Here is a 17,911-nt window from a genome sequence, read left to right on the forward strand (position 1 = left end):
CGCCGGCGGCGGCGACCGGGGCGGCGGTGACCGCGGCCGCGGCGGCGGAGTCGGCGGCCGGCAGCGATTGCGCGGCGACCGTGCAGCACCAGAAGGCGACGAGCGTCGTGCAAAGCGGGCGCACCCGCGCCCAGCGGAAGGAAACGGTCGCTGTCATGGAGGAAATACCTGGCGTGATCGGGCGTCTGAGGCCTGCCGGGAGCAGGCAAGACCGAGAGATTACCGTGTTTTACACGCGCAATGCGAGAGGCTGTTGCGTAGCCGGAGGTGTCCCGGCCGGCACTTTTGACAATTGTTTCGCGAAAAAATCATCGGAATTGCCTAAAGTATCGGAACGATTTGCCGCTAAGTTCGTGATGGGGCGGCATGGACGCGCCGCGAAATGCAGCGCGGCTGCCCGGGTCCGTTCGATTACAAAGGTTTGATATGTCGACACCGCTGTTCGGAAAGTTGTTTGCGCAACCCGTTGCGATCGACCCTGGAACGGCGAGTACGCGGATTTATACGCACGAACGCGGCGTGGTGCTGAACCAGCCGTCGGTCGTCTGCTTCCGCAAGGCCGGTGCCGGTGCGACCGACGCCCGGCCGACGCTCGAGGCCGTCGGCGAGCTCGCGAAGGCGCTGCTCGGCCGCGCACCGGGGCATCTCGAAGCCGTGCGGCCGATGCGGCACGGCGTGATCGCCGACGCGCACGCGGCCGAGCAGATGATCCGCAGCTTCATCGACATGTCGCGCACGCGTTCGCGCTTCGGCCGCCGCGTCGAAGTCACGTTGTGCGTACCGTCCGACGCGACGGCCGTCGAGCGCCGCGCGCTCCGTGAGGCCGCCTTTGCCGCGGGTGTATCGGAGGTCGAACTGATCGAGGAATCGCTGGCGGCCGGGCTCGGCGCGGGCCTGCCGGTGACCGAGCCGGTCGGCTCGATGGTCGTCGATATCGGCGGCGGGACGACCGAAGTCGCGGTGATCGCGCTCGGCGGCATCGTCTACCGCGAGGCGATTCGCGTGGGCGGTAACCAGTTCGACGAGGCGATCGTCAACCATGTGCGCAACCTGTATGGCGTGCTGCTCGGCGAACAGACGGCCGAACACGTGAAGCAGGCGATCGGCTCGGCCACCAGCGCGGTGCCGCGCCGGTCGACGCGCGCGGTCGGGCGGGGTGTCGGCGACGGGCTGCCGCGCTCGATCGAACTGTCCAACCACGACGTGGCGGATGCGCTGGCCGCGCCGCTCAAGCAGGTGATCGGCGCGGTGAAGTCGGTGCTGGAGAACGCGCCGGCCGAGCTCGTGACCGACATCGCGAATCGCGGCGTGGTGCTGACGGGCGGCGGCGCGCTGCTCGCGGATATCGACCGCCTGCTGTACGACGAGACGGGGCTCGTCGCCCGGATCGCCGACGAGCCGGCCACCTGCGCGGTGCGCGGTGCAGGCGAGGCGATGGGGCGGCTCACGATGTGCCAGGTCGACTGATCCGGGGCGTGCCGGCCAGGCGTCGCCGAGCGGCGCGCGCATTGACACTCTTTCGATCTCCGTAATGCGTACCCGCGTCGCCGGGTAGGTGTCTCCGGTCGACTTTCAGGAACGCCGTTCGCCGTCCTGCACCGGTCCGTTGCGTGGACACCCGAACCCGCACCGTGCTAGCGTGACGCGCCGCCCGTCCGGGGCCCGGCAAGCCGCTACGCCCGACGACCTGAGAGACCGACAACCTTGAAAAACCACACCAAACGGGGCGCGTTTGCCCGCCTGGGCCGCCTGCTGGCCGTCGTCGCCTGCCTCTGGATCGTCGCGGCCGTTGCGCTCGTCGCGTCCGGGATGCGGATGCCGCGCGAGCCGGCCGACGTCGCCGTGATCTTCGGCAACGCGCTCGACGAGGCTGGCGCGCCGAAGCCCGTGCTCGCCGCCCGGCTCGACGTGGGCGTGCGGTGCTACCGCACGGGGCAGTGCCCGGCGTTCCTCGTCAGCGGCGCGATCGACGGCCCGGGGCTGAACGAGGCGACCGCGATGCGCGACTATCTCGTGGCGCGCGGTGTGCCGGCCGACCGGATCGCGGTCGACGACCAGGGCGACAACACGCTCGCGACCGCGCAGCACACGCTCGCCTATCTGCAGGCGCATCGCGTGTCGCGCGTGGTGATCGTCAGCCAGTATTACCACCTCGCGCGGGCGCGCCTCGCGTTCGAGCGCGTCGGCATCGCACGGGCGGACATCTTCGCGGCGTATCCGCGCCGTTTTCAGTTGCGCGACGTCTATTCGAGCTGGCGCGAAGTGCCGGCCTACGCGGTGTATGCGGTGCGGCTGTGGGTGAACCCCGATGCGCGGCCCGTCTCATTCCGGCCGATGCTTTATCTGATGAGCCTGTTTTCGTAACGGGGGATGGTGTTCGGCCGATACGCGACGGAAATCGAATGGGTCGGTTAAATGCCGGATCTGCTTTCTTTTGTCGGATGCGTGACGGCGTGGGGATTATCTCGTGTCGATATCTTTCGGGCTCGTGGATATTGCACTGCAATAAATCATCGTGATAATCACGCCGGTATCGGTATTTTCACCGATGCGGCGATTCCGGTATTTTTTGATGAATATCAAATTAGCTGACAAGCGGCACACGAACTTACCTGTCTGAAGCGCTCCGATAAGTAAAAAATACGCGCTCGCTGCACCCCGATAGGCAAGGGTAAAGATCGACTGGAAAAGCCTGTTTTTTTGATATAGCCTTGTCTGACAAAAGCAGGGCGGTAATCAAATCAACCAGAAAATCGCTGCAGAAAAAACAGGGGCCACCGACATGTCATTCGACTAGTTTCACGCCCGCCTGCCAGGGCCATTTAAAGATTCGTCCATGAATTAGCCGACGTCGCATCGCGACAGCCGGGGGGTACGCTTTTGTCCGCGATTTTTCTGCGGCTAGCTGTTCGATTTCGCGGTAATGCCAATTCCAATAACATAACGAGGGAAAGCATGAATCTTGCGCGTTCGAAAAAATCCGGCGAACCGTTTCCGAAATTGTTATTGCCGACGGGTGTTTTTCTGGCGCTGTCCGGCGCCGGTATCGTGCCCGCCTATGCGACCTGTACCACCGCGGGCACGACGGTGACCTGCTCCGGGGTCGCCAACCCGCTTGCGCCGAGTTACTCGAACAGCGCGAACAATATTCACGCAACCGTCAACCCCGGCGCGAGCGTTGGCGTGCTGCTCGGCGTCGGTGGCACCGCGATGTCGCTGACGGGCAACAATACCCAGCTGACCAACAACGGCACGATCGACCCGTCGGCGCTCGGCACCGGGCTCGGCGTGCTGTCGAGCGGGACGGTGATCGGCAACGCGGCGGCGAGCGCCGGCACCACCGTCATCAACAACGGCACGATGAACGGCTCGACCGGCGTGGCGATCAGCGGCGTGACGGGCATGGCGCTGTCGGTCCAGAACGGTACCGGCGGCACGTCGACGATCAACAACACCGGCACGATCGGCTCGAACCCGCTGGTCGGCGCGACCCTCACCGGCGCGGATGCGCCCGTGGTCGCCGCGTACGGCGGCGCCACGGTCAACATGACCAACAGCGGGACGATCACCGGCCGCGTGTCGCTCGGTTCGAACGGCACGCCTGGCGCGGGCAATACGTTCGTCAACTCGGGCACGATCAACGGCAGCGTGTCGATGGGGGCGAACAGCACGAACTCGTTCACCGCGGTGACGGGCTCGTCGGTCAACACGGCCGGCGGCATCGGGGGCGCGCTCAACATCACGGTCGGCCCGATCACGCTCGGCGTCGCGGCGACGGGCACGGTCGACGGCGGCGCGGGCGGCGACAACACGCTCAAGCTGCAGCAGGGGGCCGGCGCGAACGGCACGATCGCGACCAACAACTACATCAACTTCAATCACGTCGATGTCCAGAGCGGCAACTGGACGATCAACGGCGCGTCGACCGCGCAGGACGCGACGCTCGCGGGCGGCGTGGCGATCATCAACGACAACGCGTCGCTCGGCACCGGCACGATCACGGCCACGGGCGGTGCACTGCAGGCGGGCACGGCCGGGCTCAACGTCAGCAACAACGTGAGCCTCGGCGCGGGCGGCCTGGCGGTGCAGGGTTCGACCGGGCTCACGCTGTCGGGCACGGTATCGGGCGGCGGCGCGCTGACGAAGAACGACAGCGGCACGCTGACGCTGACGGGCGCGAACAACTACACGGGCGGCACGAACCTGAACGCGGGCGGCATCGTGGTCGGCAACAACGGGGCGCTCGGCACCGGTGCGCTGAACGTCAACGGCTCGGCGACGCTCGACTCGAGCACGAACGCGACGCTCAACAACACCGTCAATCTCGCCACGGGCACGACGCTGACGGTCGGCGGCAGCAACAATCTCGGGCTGGCCGGCTCCATCAACGGTAACGGCGGCCTCGTGAAGAACGGCGCGGCGACGCTGACGCTGAACGGCGCGAACACCTACACCGGCGACACGACGATCAACAGCGGCACGCTCGCGCTGGGTGCGGGCGGCAGCCTCGCGGCATCCGGCACGGTGAACCTGACCGGCGCGGGCGCGACGTTCGACCTGAGCGGCGCATCGGGCACGCAGACGGTCGGTGCGCTGGCGGGCGCGGCAGGCTCGAACGTGAACCTCGGCGGCAATTCGTTGACGTTGAACGGCAGCGGCAACGCGACGTACGCGGGCACGATCGGCGGCACGGGCGGCGTGACGCTCTCGGGCACGGGCACGCAGACGTTGACCGGCGCCAACGTGTACACGGGCGGGACGAACCTGAACGGCGGCAACCTCTCCGTCGGCAGCAATACGGCGCTCGGCCTCGGCGCGGTGAACGTGAACGGCTCGTCGACGCTCGACGCGACCGCCAACGTGTCGCTCGCGAACGGCGTCAACATCGCCGGCGGCACGACGCTGACGCTTGCCGGCAGCACCAATCTGGGCTTGAGCGGGACGGTATCGGGTGGCGGCGGTCTCGTGAAGAACGGCGCGGCGACGGTGACGCTGTCCGGGGCAAACAATTACGCCGGCGGCACGACCCTGAACGCGGGCGGCCTGGTGCTCGGCAACGATGCGGCGCTCGGCACGGGCGCGCTGACCGTCGGCGGCGCGGCGACGCTCGACACGAACACGAACCTGTCGGTCAACAACGCAGTCAACCTCAACACCGGTTCGACGCTGACGCTGGGCGGCAGCAATGCCCTCACGCTGAGCGGCGGCATCACCGGTGCGGGCGGTCTCGTGAAGGACGGCGCGGCCACCACGACGTTGACGGCCGCGAACACCTACACGGGCGGCACGACGATCAACGCGGGCACGCTGGCGATCAGCGGGGGCGGCAGCCTCGCGGCGACCGGCGCGGTGAACCTGGCCGGCGCGGGTGCGACGCTCGACGTGAGCGCCGCGACCGGTGCGCAGTCGATCGGTGCGCTGTCCGGTGTCGCCGGGACGAACGTCGCGCTGGGCGGCAACGGGCTGACACTGGGCGGGACCGCCAGCGGCACCTTCAGCGGCGCGATCGGCGGCACCGGCAGCCTGACGCTGGCCGGCACCGGCACGCAGACGCTGAACGGCGCGAGCACCTACTCAGGCGGCACGAACCTGAACAGCGGCAGCAGCGTGGTGCTCGGCAACAACGGTGCGCTTGGCAGTGGCACGGTGAACGTCGCGGGCACCGCGACGCTCGACACCAACACGAACGTGTCGGTCGCCAACGCGGTCAGTCTCGGCAACGGTTCGACGCTGACGCTGGGCGGCAGCAATGCGCTCGCGTTGAGCGGCGGCATTTCCGGCGCGGGCGGTCTCGTGAAGAATGGCGCGGCGACCACGACGCTGACGGGCGCGAACACCTACACGGGCGGCACGACGATCAACGCGGGCACGCTGGCGGTGGGCGCGGGGGGCAGCCTGGCGGCGACGGGCGCGGTGAACCTGGCAGGCGCGGGTGCGGCACTCGACCTGAGCACGGCGACCAGCGCCCAGACGATCGGTGCGCTGTCGGGTGTCGCGGGAACGGCCGTCAACATGGGCGGCAACGGGCTGACGCTGGGCGGGACCGCCAGCGGCACCTTCAGCGGCGTGATCGGCGGGACGGGCAGCCTGACGCTGGCCGGCACCGGCACGCAGACCCTGACGGGTGCGAACGTCTATACGGGCGGCACGAACCTGAACAGCGGCGGCCTGGTGCTCGGCAACAACGGGGCGCTCGGCGGCGGCGCGCTGAACGTCGGCGGCGCGGCGACGCTCGACACGAGCGCGAGCCTGTCGGTCAACAACGCGGTCAATCTCGGCACCGGCGCGACGCTGACGCTCGGCGGCAGCAACGCGCTCACGTTGAACGGCGGCATCAGCGGCGCGGGTGCCCTCGTGAAGAACGGCGCGGCGACGACGACGCTGACGAGCGCGGCCAATTACACGGGCGGCACGACGATCAACGCGGGCACGCTGGCGCTCGGTGCCGGCGGCAGCCTGGCGGCGACGGGCGCGGTGAACGTGGCCGGCGTGGGCGCGACACTCGACCTGAGCGGCGCGACGGGCGCGCAGACGATCGGCGCACTGAGTGGCGTCGCCGGCTCGGCCGTGAGCCTCGGCGCGAACGGCCTGACGCTGAGCGGGACCGCCAGCGGCAATTTCGGCGGCACGATCGGCGGCACCGGCGGCCTGACCGTGGCCGGCACCGGCACGCAAACGCTGTCCGGCACGAACACGTACACGGGCGGCACGACGATCAACGGCGGCAGCACGCTGGCGCTCGGCGCGGGCGGCAGTCTCGCGTCGGGCAGCGCGGTGAATCTGGCCGGCACGGGCGCGACGTTCAACCTGAGCGGCGCATCGGGCGCGCAGACGCTCGGCACGCTGTCCGGCGGCGCAGGCACGAACGTCAATCTCGGCGCCAATGGGCTCACGCTGAACGGCAGTGGCAACAACACGTTCGGCGGCGCGATCGGCGGCACCGGCAGCGTGACGTTCGCGGGCGCCGGCACGCAGACGCTCACGGGGGCGAATACGTACACGGGCGGTACGACGATCAATGGCGGCAGCACGCTGGCGTTGAGTGCGGGCGGCAGCCTCGCATCGGGCAGCGCGGTGAATCTCGCCGGCACGGGTGCGACGTTCGACGTGAGCGGCGCGACGGGCGCGCAGACACTCGGTGCGTTGAACGGCGCGGGCGGCACGAACGTGAACCTCGGCGGCAACGCACTGACGTTGAACGGAAGCGGCGGGACATTCGGCGGCGCGATCGGCGGCACCGGTAGCGTGACGTTCGCGGGCGCCGGCACACAGACGCTGACGGGCGCGAACACCTACACGGGCGGCACGACCATCAACGGCGGCAGCACGCTCGCGCTCGGCGCGGGCGGCAGCCTCGCGTCGGGTAGCGCAGTGAATCTGGCCGGCACGGGCGCAACGCTCAACCTGAGCGGCGCATCGGGCGCGCAGACGTTCGGCACGCTGTCCGGCGGCACCGGCACGAACGTGAACCTCGGCGCGAATGGGCTCACGCTGAACGGTAGCGGCAACAACACGCTCGGCGGCGCGATCGGCGGCACGGGCGGCGTGACGTTCGCGGGCGCCGGCACGCAAACGCTGACGGGCGCGAACACCTACACGGGCGGCACGACCATCAACGGCGGCAGCACGTTGGCACTTGGCGCGGGCGGCAGCCTCGCGTCGGGCAGCACGGTGAATCTGGCCGGCACGGGGGCGACGTTCAACGTGAGCGGCGCGACGGGCGCACAGACGATTGGTGCGCTGAACGGCGGCGCCGGCACGAACGTGACCCTCGGCACGAATGCGCTCACGCTGAACGGCAGCGGCAACGGCACGTTCGGCGGCGCGATCGGCGGCGCGGGCGGCGTAACGTTCGCCGGCACCGGCACGCAGACGCTCACGGGTGCGAACACCTACACCGGCGGCACGACGATCAACGGCGGCAGCACGTTGGCACTCGGCGCGGGCGGCAGTCTCGCGTCGACCGGCGCGGTGAATCTCGCCGGCGCGGGTGCGACGCTCGACGCGAGCGGCGCGACGGGCGCGCAGACGATCGGCACGTTGAACGGCGCGGCCGGCGCGACCGTCAATCTCGGCGCCAATGCGCTGACGTTGAACGGCAGCGGTAACGGCACGTTCGGCGGGACGATCGGCGGGGCGGGCGGCGTGACGATCGCCGGCACCGGCATCCAGACGCTGACGGGCGCGAACACGTACACGGGCGGCACCACGATCGCGGCCGGCGGCGCGCTGCAACTCGGCAACGGCGGCACGTCGGGCAACATCGCCGGCAATGTCGTCGACAACGGCACGCTGATCGTCAACCAATCCGGCAACGTGACGATCGCAAGCTTGCTGTCCGGCACCGGTTCGCTCACGCAGGCCGGCAGCGGGCAACTGACGCTGACGGGCACCAGCACGCTCAGCGGCCCGACCACGGTCAGCGCGGGCACGCTCGCCGTCAACGGTTCGCTCGGCCAGTCGACCGTGACCGTGCAGAACGGTGCGACGGTCACGGGCACCGGCACGATCGGCGGCCTCGTGGTGCAGGGCGGCGCGACGGCGGCCGCGTCGCAGCCGGGCGCGGCGCTGAACGTGGGCGGCAACGTCACGTTCCAGCCGGGCTCGACGTTCCAGGTCGCGGCCTCGCCGCAGCAAAGCGGCAGTCTCGCGGCAAGCGGCACGGCGACGCTGAACGGCGGCACCGTGCAGGTGCTCGCGAACCAGAGCGGCTACCAGCCGAGCACGACCTATACGATCCTCTCCGCAGGGTCGGGCGTGCAGGGCACGTTCAGCCAGGTGAATGCGAACTACGCGTTCCTCGCGCCGACGCTCAGCTACGATCCGGATCACGTGTACCTGCGGCTGGTCTCGAACGGCACCGCGTTTCCCGATGTCGCGACGACGCCGAACCAGCGCTCGGTCGCGGCCGCGCTCGGCGGGCTCGGCGCCGGCAACCCGCTGTACGACGCCGTGGTGACGACGGATGCGACGACCGCACGCCGCGCCTACGGGATGCTCGACGGCGAACTGCAGGCGAGCCTGAAGAGCATGCTGCTGCTCGACAGCCGCTATGTGCGCGACGCGGTGACGGATCGTGTCCGCCAGGGCCTTGCGCCCGGATCGGGCCCGCTCGCGGCGCTGTCGTCGGGGGGCGCGGCCTTGTGCGGCGACAACACGGCCGGCGCGGTCGACCCGACGCTGCCGCCGGAACGCCGGATCGGCTCGCGCGACGGTTGCTACGGCGGCACGCCGTACCAGCCGGTCGTCTGGGGGCAGGCGTTCGGCGGCCGCAGCCGGCTCACCGGCGACGGCAACGCGTCGACGGTCAACCGCAGCATGACGGGCTTCATCGCCGGTGCCGACATGGCGCTCAACGACAAGTGGCGGGCGGGCCTGGCCGCGGGCGTCACGCACAGCTCGCTCGACAACGACCAGAGTTCGTCGGCGTCGGTGAACAGCTACTACCTGTCGCTGTACGGCGGCGCGCAGTACGGCGCGCTCGGCGTGCGCGGCGGCGCGTCGTACACGTGGTACCGGATCAACAGCGACCGTTCGCCGGGCTTCGCGGGCTTCTCCGATCACGATTCGGCCGGCTACGACGCGAATTCGGCGCAGGTGTTCGGCGAAGTCGGCTACGCGCTGCCGGTCGGGCCCGTGGCGATCGAACCGTTCGCGGGCCTCGCGTATGTGAACCTGCACACCGACGGCTATACGGAAACCGGTGGCGCGGCCGCGCTGCGCGCCGGCGGCGAGACGACGCACGTCGGCTTCTCGACCCTCGGCGTGCGTGCGGCGTCGCAGCTCGGCTCGATCGCGAGCGGCACGTTCACCGCACGCGGGACGGTCGGCTGGCGGCATGCGTTCGGCAACGTGACGCCGTCGTCGGCGTTCACGTTCGCGAACGGCGGCACGTCGTTCCAGGTATCGGGCGTGCCGATTGCTCGCGACAGCGCCGTGCTCGAAGCCGGCATCGACGCGAACATCACGAAGCGCCTGACGCTCGGCCTCACGTACAGCGGCCAGTACGGCAGCGGCGTGCGCGACAACGCGATACTCGGCAACATCCTGTGGAAGTTCTGACCCGCACCTGACGTGCCCGCGCGATGCCATGCGGCGACGACCACGCCGCATGGCATCGCGTCTTTTTCCGCGCTGCGCACGTCCCCCGTTCTGTCCTATCCTGTGCGAGACACGCGACGCGCCGCGCGTTGCGACCCGACACAGGAGCATCGATGCCGAATCACGCTGAAGCCACGACGACCCAGGCGCCGCAAGTCGCGCCTGTTGCCCAGACCCCGCCGTCGGGCCCCGCCTTCATCGCGCCCGAAGCCGATCCGCAGGCACTGGCGCGCAACAACCAGTACGTCCTGAAATCCGGCGACGCATTCGTGGTCAGCGACGCGCTCGGCGACATCGGCGGTCACGACGACGGCCTGTTCGTCGACGACATGCGCGTGCTGTCGACGTGGCGCCTGACCTTCGGCGGTCGCGCGCCGTCGCTGCTGTCGGGCGCGACGAGCGCCGACAACGCGTCGTTCACCGCACACCTGACGAACCGTCCGCTGCCGCCGCTCGGCGGCCACGAAACGCCCGAGGGCGTGATCCACATCGAGCGGATGCGCGTGCTCGCGGGCGACGTGCTTTACGAAGCGCTGACGCTGACGAACTACGGCGCGAGCGAAGCCGAGGTGCCGCTGTCGCTGTCGTTCGCGGCCGATTTCAAGGACATGTTCGAGGTGCGCGGCACACAGCGCCCGAAGCGCGGCACCGTGGTGGCGCCGCGCGTCGACGCGGGCGCGGTGCGGCTGCGCTATGACGGCCTCGACAGCGTCGAGCGCAACGTGACCGTGCATTTCTCGCCGGAGCCCGATGCGCTGTCGGTCGATCGTGCCGACTACACGCTGACGATCGCCGCTCAGGCCTGCGTGTCGATCTACCTGACCGTCGACGCGACGCTCGGCCCCGCGCATGCGGAAGGGCCGGGATGCGGCCGCGTCGCGCTGCGCACCGCGCTCGTCGGCGTGCACCGCGAGATGCGCGCGCGGCGCGAATCGATGGCGCGCGTGAACACCGGCAATCCGCTGTTCGACGCGTGGCTCGACCGCTCGCTCGCGGATCTCGGGCTGCTCACGACGCAGCTCGACACGGGGCCGTACCCGTATGCGGGTATTCCGTGGTTCTCGACGCCGTTCGGCCGCGACGCGGTGATCACGTCGCTGCAGATGCTGTGGCTGCAGCCGTCGCTCGCGCGCGGCGTGCTGCGCTTCCTGGCCGAGCACCAGGCGCGCGAGACTTCCGCATTCCGCGACGCGGAGCCCGGCAAGATCATGCACGAGTTCCGCCGCAGCGAGATGGCCGCGACCGGCGAGGTGCCGTTCGCGCTGTACTACGGCGGGGTCGATACGACGCCGTTGTTCATCGTGCTTGCGGGCGCATACGTCGAACGCACCGGCGACGATGCGCTGATCGACGAGCTGTGGCCCGCGCTCGAGCGTGCCGCGCAATGGGTGATCGACAAGTGCGACCGCAATCCTTACGGACTGCTCGATTACCAGCGCACGTCGGAGCGCGGCCTTGCGAATCAGGGCTGGAAGGATAGCCACGATTCGGTGTTCCACGCGGACGGCCGCTTCCCGGACGGGCCGATCGCGCTCGTCGAAGTGCAGGCGTATGCGTGCGCGGCGCTCGATGCGATGTCGATGTGCTCGCACCGGCGCGGCCACGCGGCCGACGCCACCCGCTATGCGTTGCGCGCGAAGACGTTGCGCGAGCAGGTCGATGCGCTGTTCTGGATGCCGGAAGGCGACTTCTACGGCATCGCGCTCGATGGTCATGGCGACCTGTGCCGCGTGTTCGCGTCGAACGCGGGCCATCTGCTCGCATTCGGTCTGCCCGACGCCGAGCGCGGCGCGGCGGTCGCCGGCGTGCTCGGCTCGGCGCTGTTCCAGACGGGGTGGGGCATCCGCACGCTCGCGGCCGGCCAGCCGCGCTTCAACCCGATGGCGTATCACAACGGGTCGGTGTGGCCGCACGACAATGCGCTGATCGCGCGCGGGCTGGCGCGCTACGGCGACAAGACCGCCGCAGTGAACCTGCTGCGCGCGCTGTTCGAGGCGGCGGTGAGCTTCGAGATGCGCCTGCCCGAACTGTTCTGCGGGTTCCCGCGCCGGCGCGGCGAACCGCCGACCGCGTATCCGGTGGCTTGCCTGCCGCAGGCGTGGGCGGCCGGTGCGCCGTTCATGATGCTGCAGGCCTGCCTCGGCGTGAGCATCGACGCATCGCGCCACGAGGTGCGCGTCGAGCGCCCGACGCTGCCGGAAGGCGTCGACTGGCTGCGGATCGACGCGTTGCGCGTCGGTGACGAAACCGTGTCGCTCACGTTCCGCCGTGTCGACGGCCAGGTCGTCGCGGCGGCGGAGCAGCCGGGCCGCGTGAAGGTGGTCGCGGTGCTGTAGCGCGGCGCGGCGCGAACGTTGCGCGATGTCGCGCCACGTTCGCGCGCAGCGGCATAGAATCGTGACATGACCCTTGAACGATGGCGGAGGTAGACGATGACGACCGACAACCGGCCCGACGACAGCGAGCACAAGCTCGAGAATCTGGAAGCGGCGGTCGACCACCTGCACAAGTCGATCGAATCGCAGAGCATCGCGGTCGGCGCGGCGAAGGGCATCCTGTTCAGCCTGATCGAAACGCTCGGCGCGCTGATCGGCGATCCCGACCTGCCCGAGCACGCGCGCTCGGGTTACGAGGCGCTGCGCGACAAGGCGAGCGAATTGCGCGGCGGGCTCGACCGGCATTGATGCCCGGATTGCCCGGCCCCGGCGCCTGCCGCACGGGCCGCGCCGGGGCTGCCCGATTCTGTAGATGAAGCACAAAACCCCGTGCGCTCAATGAGTTAGGTGGCCGGTGCGCAGGATATCCACAAGCTTGCCAACACAATCTGTGGAGAACCGTCCGGCCCCGCGCCGCGTGCGGTGCGGGCCCTGCGAAAGCGCCGACGCTGCCACAGGGTTGACCTCGCAAGGTCCGTATATTGAATCCCCTTTTGTATCAGGATGTTACGCGCCGCATTTGAGGGATATCCACAGGCTTGCCAACATATTCTGTGGATAACTCGCAATCGATTGCGTCGCGACAGTTGAGGATCGGGCCGCCGGGGGCTCCGCTCGCGACGCCCGTGAACAAAGGCTGCCCGATGTCTGCGTCGGCCCGCTAATTCGTGCGCGATCAAGGGCTTAGGCCCCGGGTACCCAGGATATCCACATCCTTGCCAACACTTTCTGTGGACAAGCCGGGCCGCGTCATTCGGCCTGCGCCGTGGCGGCCGCCTCGGCCACGATCCAGTCGCGAAAGAGCGTCATGGCCGGCGTGAGCGGTTTCGACTTCAGCGACGTGAGCCAGTAACCGCCGGCGCGCACGTCGATGTCGAGCGGCCGCACGAGCAGGCCGAGCTGCAGTTCGCGCGCGAACATGCACGCCGGCGCGAGCGCGACGCCCGCGCCCTGCATCGCGGCCTCGACCATCAGCCGCGACGAATCGAACACGGGCCCGTTGACCGCCCACGGCGCAAGCTGCGCGGCGTCGAACCAGCCGTGCCATTCGTCGGTGCGATATGAGCGCAGCAGCGTTTCGTTCGCGAGATCGGCCGGTTGCGCGAGGCGCCGCGCGATGTCCGGCGCGCACAGCGCGGTGAGCGGCGCGTCGAGCAGGCGCTCGTTGCGCGTGGTCGGCCAGTTGCCTTCCCCGAAGCGGATCGCGAAGTCGAGGCCCTCGGCGGCCAGGTCGACGACGTTGTTGTTGGTCCGCATCCGCAGCTCGACAAACGGATGGGTATCGCCGAACTGCTTCAAGCGCGGAATTAGCCAGCCTAGGGCAAACGTGCCGACGACGCCGAGCGTCAGCACCTCGTGGAAGCGCCCGCCGTCGAACTGCTTGAGCACGGTCTCGATGCGGCTGAACGCGTCGCTGAGCACCGGCAGCAGCGCGCGCCCCTCGTCGGTGAGCCCGAGGCCGCGCGGCAGCCGCGTGAACAGCGTGCAGCCGAGCCGCTCCTCCAGCGAGCGCACCTGCTGGCTGACCGCGGCCTGGGTCACGCTCAGCTCGAGGCCGGCGCGGGTGAAGTTCAGGTGGCGCGCCGACGATTCGAACGCGCGCAGCGCATTGAGCGGAAGATGAGGGCGGAGCTTGGTCATAAGAATTTCTTTTGTCAGCGCTCAATTATCGTTGCTTGTCAGGCAACCGTAAAGTCCCGATAGTGCTGTCTCGCCGGCCGGGCGCGTTCCACACCCTTTCGCTCACATTCCACCACGAGACAACCGACATGACCTACTCATCGAAACGTCGAACCCTGTTGCTGGCCGCGGCGACGGCGCCGCTTGCGTTGACCGTTGGCGCATGCGCGTCGCGGCAGGCCGCGGCGCCGGACGACGCAACTGCCGCAGCCGCGGCCGCGGCTGCGGCCGTGACCGTGACGCCCGCTGCCGCCGGGCAGATGCTGGCCGATCTCGAACGCAGCGCGGGCGGCCGCCTCGGCGTGTGTGCGATCGACATCGCGACCGGCCGGCGCGTGGAACATCGCCAGAACGAGCGCTTCCCGTTCTGCAGCACGTTCAAGGCGATGCTGAGCGCGGCGGTGCTGGCGCAGAGCGTCGATCGACCGGCGTTGCTGCAACAGCGCGTGACGTACACCCAGGCCGACCTCGTCAACTATTCGCCGGTGTCGGGCAAGCATGTCGACGACGGCATGACGGTCGCCGCGCTGTGCGAGGCCACGATCCAGTACAGCGACAACTCGGCCGCGAACCTGCTGATGAAGCTGCTCGGCGGCCCGTCGGCGGTGACGGCCTATGCGCGCTCGATCGGCGACGACACGTTCCGGCTCGATCGATGGGAGACCGAACTGAATACCGCGTTGCCGGGCGACCTGCGCGACACGACGACGCCGGCCGCGATGGCCGCGAGCATGCGCGTGCTGATGGTCGGCGAGGCGCTGCCGGCCGCGCAGCGTGCGCAGCTCGTCGCGTGGATGCGCGGCAACAAGGTCGGCGACAAGCGGCTCCGTGCGGGCGTGCCGGCCGGGTGGACGGTCGGCGACAAGACGGGCACCGGCGACTACGGGACGACCAACGACGCGGGCGTCGTGTGGTCGCCGTCGGGTGTGCCGATCGCGCTGGCCGTGTACTACACGCAGGCGCGTGCCGATGCGCGCGCGAAGGACGACGTGATCGCGTCGGTCGCACGCATCGTGGTCCGGGCATTCGGTTGAGGCGGGCGGCACGACGTGCGTGATGCGATCCGCACGCATGCCGTGCCGCAGCCGTGACCTGCGCGATCAAACGTTGTGCGATCAACGACTTAGGTCACGCATGCTCAGGATATCCACATGCTTGCCAACAAAAAGTGTGGACAAGCCCGCACGCGGCCGCATCCGGCGTGGCGCGGGCCGCCGTGCCGCGTTTGAGGCGGCGCGGACAAAGTCTTACGGATCAAGCGCTTGGCCCTTGGTATGCGCAGGCTATCCACAAGCTTGCCAACACAATCTGTGGACAAGCCGGTTCGCTCGCGCGGAAGGCGCCCGTCACGTCGCGAAGGGGCGTGCGAGCGGCACTTTCCCGGCCGTGTGCCGCATTTGAGGCAGCGCGGACAAAGTCTTACGGATCAAGTGCTTGATCGCGGTATGCGCAGGCTATCCACATGCTTGCCAACACAATCTGTGGACAAGCCTGGCAGCCGCGATCGCGACGATCAGGGCTGCCGATCGTCGACGGTGGGCCAGCGCGCGAACGCGAACACCCACAACATGATGAAGTTCAGGACCGGGACGAACATCGTCAGGATCCACCAGCCCGAATGCCCGGTGCGCCGAACGATGCGGACGTACGGATAGATGACGACGGCGACCAGCACGAGTGAGACGACCAGCTGCCACGCGGTGAAGTGTTCCATGGTCTTCCTCGGAGTGAGGTGTCGTGGTGCGGCGCCGGCGGAACGGCCGGCCCGTTGAGCCGTCGCGCGAAGCCGGCGATGCGCGGCCGCGTGCGGCTCGCGTGATCTTGACGCGTGGCGGGCGTGAGCGTCAAGGCGACGGTGAGGCGCTGCTGTTGCGCGGGATCGTGCGCTTGCACGCAGGCTCGGGCCGTAGGGTGCCGCAACCGTGACGCCGCGCACGAACCGTAGCCGGATCAACGGGTTAGCGCAGGCTTGCGCAGGATATCCACAAGCTTGCCAACACAATCTGTGGGTAAGTGGCGCCGCGCATGGCGGCCGCTTGTGAACCGACTGCGGCGTGCGTCGTCGTGGCGTCGTGATGCGAAGTGCGGCGAAGCGGTGTGTGCGATGGTCGTCACCGGGGCCTCGTCTGCATCACGCGTGCCAAAGTCCATCGGATCAAGGGTTTAGCGTTGCGGTGCGCAGGATATCCACAAGCTTGCCAACATTTTCTGTGGACAACATTGGCGGTGGCGGCGAACCCTTGTCGGGCGGACAAGATAGACGATGTGGCGAAACAGGGTGTGGATGCTTCAGGCCATTCCCACACGACCCCCCATCCCCTATCCCGCATGACGAATTGACATGACACCCCCCTGGAGTTGCCCCTGTAATACCTGACGCAACATCACACTAAGGATTGCTGAATCCATCGAGCGCCGGAACTCGCGAGGCGAGCGATGTTTCAGTGAGCTATGGGAATGCTTCTCGTTGTAATGCTCGAACGCGATGGCCAAATTGCGTGCAGCAGTCGCTGCGTCCGGCGTCGGCATGAAGGCGACGTAGTCGCGTTTCATCGTCTTCACGAAGCTCACGGTCATCCCGTTACTTTGCGGGCTGCACACCGGCGCGTGTCGTCAGCCGTGTAGCCCGAACCGCTGTCGCTCAGCCACCGATTTCGAACGGGGTATGCAAGTCGTTGCCAAACCGATTTTCCACAGCAGCCAGCATCACGTCTCGCACGATGTCACCGCTGTGGCCTGCCGTCGTGGCCGCCCGGCTCATCGCCTCACGGCCGCAGCAATCCAGCGCGAACGTTACGTGCAGTGGCTCGCCATTGTCGCAGCGGAACTCGAAGCCGTCCGAGCACTACCGCTGATTGCTGCGCGCGACGGCCACCTTGCCGTCGTGTCGACGTTGGGGGCGGGGCGGAATCGGTCGGCACCGCATCAGCAACCCATGCGTGCGCATGACACGATAGATGCGCTTGGTGTTGAACGGCACTAGCCCAACCGCGACGCGCTCGTTGCGCAATATGTCCCAAACCCGGCGATAGCCATAGCTGGGCAAATCGCTGACGACCCAGCGGATTTCCTCGACAGCGACCGCGTCGTCAGTCTGCCGTCGATTGACGGCCATCGCGCCACGTCGCCGGACGCGACAACCGTGCCGATACGTTCGAGCGCGACACGCCGAGAACTTCACAAATCAGTTTCACTGGTCGTCCTCCGGCAGCGAGGGCGAGTGCGCTATACATTTTTGCCCGGCCGTACTCGACTGCTCCGCGGAGAATCTCGTTCTCCATGGTCTTCTTGCCGAGCATCTGTTGCAGCTCACGAATCTGCTTGAGCGCGTCGGCCAGTTCCGAGGCTGGAACTACTTCCTCGCCAGCCTTGACCGCTGACGGCTCCCATCCTGATATAGCTTGCGCCAGTGGAACAGCTGGTTCGGATTCACGCCGTGCTGGCGCGCGATCATCGAAACCGATTTCCCCCGCTCGAAACTCTCGCGAACCATCGCCAGCTTCTGCTCCGCCGTCCGGCGCCGCCGACGCTCCGGGCCCGTCAACAATTTCATCACTTCCTGCCAGGTGTTAGTCAAAGACACCGTCTTATGCCTGCCCGCTATTGTAAGTGGGTGACTGTGTCCGGCGATTCAGAGGGCTGCTCCAGACGTCCAGCACTGAGTCCGATGTGATGGCAGTGTGTCTTGTTATCTC

General features: G+C 68.3%; 9 protein-coding genes and 1 pseudogene. 7 read left to right on the forward strand and 3 right to left on the reverse strand.

The window, feature by feature from the left end; genetic code table 11:
- Positions 1-426: 426 nt before the first annotated feature.
- The 6 genes from G3N96_RS26435 (at position 427) to G3N96_RS26460 (ending at position 12,785) form a co-directional block, all read left to right on the forward strand.
- Positions 427-1,467, forward strand: a complete 1,041-nt coding sequence (locus G3N96_RS26435; RefSeq protein ID WP_206139010.1) for a rod shape-determining protein — start codon at positions 427-429, stop codon at positions 1,465-1,467.
- A 237-nt stretch (positions 1,468-1,704) separates the two neighbouring features.
- The gene (locus tag G3N96_RS26440; protein ID WP_206139011.1) at positions 1,705-2,364 is read left to right on the forward strand and encodes a YdcF family protein; all 660 of its coding nucleotides are present in this window, start codon (positions 1,705-1,707) and stop codon (positions 2,362-2,364) included.
- Between the two features lie 51 nt (positions 2,365-2,415).
- Positions 2,416-2,592, forward strand: a complete 177-nt coding sequence (locus G3N96_RS26445; protein WP_185634143.1) for a hypothetical protein — start codon at positions 2,416-2,418, stop codon at positions 2,590-2,592.
- Between the two features lie 363 nt (positions 2,593-2,955).
- The gene (locus tag G3N96_RS26450; protein ID WP_206139012.1) at positions 2,956-10,062 is read left to right on the forward strand and encodes an autotransporter-associated beta strand repeat-containing protein; all 7,107 of its coding nucleotides are present in this window, start codon (positions 2,956-2,958) and stop codon (positions 10,060-10,062) included.
- Positions 10,063-10,214: 152 nt separating this feature from the next.
- Entirely contained in the window at positions 10,215-12,437 is a 2,223-nt protein-coding gene (locus tag G3N96_RS26455; protein ID WP_206139013.1) for an amylo-alpha-1,6-glucosidase, read from the forward strand.
- A gap of 96 nt (positions 12,438-12,533) precedes the next feature.
- Positions 12,534-12,785, forward strand: a complete 252-nt coding sequence (locus G3N96_RS26460; protein ID WP_011354368.1) for a hypothetical protein — start codon at positions 12,534-12,536, stop codon at positions 12,783-12,785.
- Positions 12,786-13,286: 501 nt separating this feature from the next.
- Here G3N96_RS26460 and penR read toward each other — a convergent pair.
- Positions 13,287-14,177, reverse strand: coding sequence for a beta-lactamase transcriptional regulator PenR (gene penR / locus G3N96_RS26465; RefSeq protein ID WP_206139014.1), 891 nt, complete (start codon positions 14,175-14,177; stop codon positions 13,287-13,289).
- 128 nt (positions 14,178-14,305) lie between these two features.
- On the opposite strand from penR, the gene blaPEN-bcc reads away from it, so the two are divergent.
- Complete coding sequence (gene blaPEN-bcc, locus G3N96_RS26470) at positions 14,306-15,250, forward strand: PEN family class A beta-lactamase, Bcc-type (RefSeq protein ID WP_206139015.1); 945 nt, start codon at positions 14,306-14,308, stop codon at positions 15,248-15,250.
- A 479-nt stretch (positions 15,251-15,729) separates the two neighbouring features.
- Here blaPEN-bcc and G3N96_RS26475 read toward each other — a convergent pair whose 3' ends face one another.
- Together G3N96_RS26475 and G3N96_RS26480 are read right to left on the reverse strand one after the other, a co-directional pair.
- Positions 15,730-15,930 (reverse strand): membrane protein, encoded by a 201-nt coding sequence (locus G3N96_RS26475; protein WP_046548390.1) that lies wholly within the window; start codon positions 15,928-15,930, stop codon positions 15,730-15,732.
- 605 nt (positions 15,931-16,535) lie between these two features.
- Positions 16,536-17,769: pseudogene (locus G3N96_RS26480) on the reverse strand (IS3 family transposase).
- Positions 17,770-17,911: the final 142 nt, after the last annotated feature.

The organism is Burkholderia sp. Se-20373 (assembly GCF_017104705.1).
Taxonomy (GTDB): domain Bacteria; phylum Pseudomonadota; class Gammaproteobacteria; order Burkholderiales; family Burkholderiaceae; genus Burkholderia.

Excerpts from the sequence above, each read along its gene's own strand:
- G3N96_RS26445 (WP_185634143.1), top strand. The coding sequence starts at position 2,416 with ATGCCGGATCTGCTTTCTTTTGTCGGATGCGTGACGGCGTGGGGATTA.
- G3N96_RS26435 (WP_206139010.1), top strand. The coding sequence starts at position 427 with ATGTCGACACCGCTGTTCGGAAAGTTGTTTGCGCAACCCGTTGCGATC.
- G3N96_RS26455 (WP_206139013.1), top strand. The coding sequence starts at position 10,215 with ATGCCGAATCACGCTGAAGCCACGACGACCCAGGCGCCGCAAGTCGCG.
- blaPEN-bcc (WP_206139015.1), top strand. The coding sequence starts at position 14,306 with ATGACCTACTCATCGAAACGTCGAACCCTGTTGCTGGCCGCGGCGACG.
- G3N96_RS26450 (WP_206139012.1), top strand. The coding sequence starts at position 2,956 with ATGAATCTTGCGCGTTCGAAAAAATCCGGCGAACCGTTTCCGAAATTG.
- G3N96_RS26475 (WP_046548390.1), bottom strand. The coding sequence starts at position 15,930 with ATGGAACACTTCACCGCGTGGCAGCTGGTCGTCTCACTCGTGCTGGTC.
- G3N96_RS26460 (WP_011354368.1), top strand. The coding sequence starts at position 12,534 with ATGACGACCGACAACCGGCCCGACGACAGCGAGCACAAGCTCGAGAAT.
- penR (WP_206139014.1), bottom strand. The coding sequence starts at position 14,177 with ATGACCAAGCTCCGCCCTCATCTTCCGCTCAATGCGCTGCGCGCGTTC.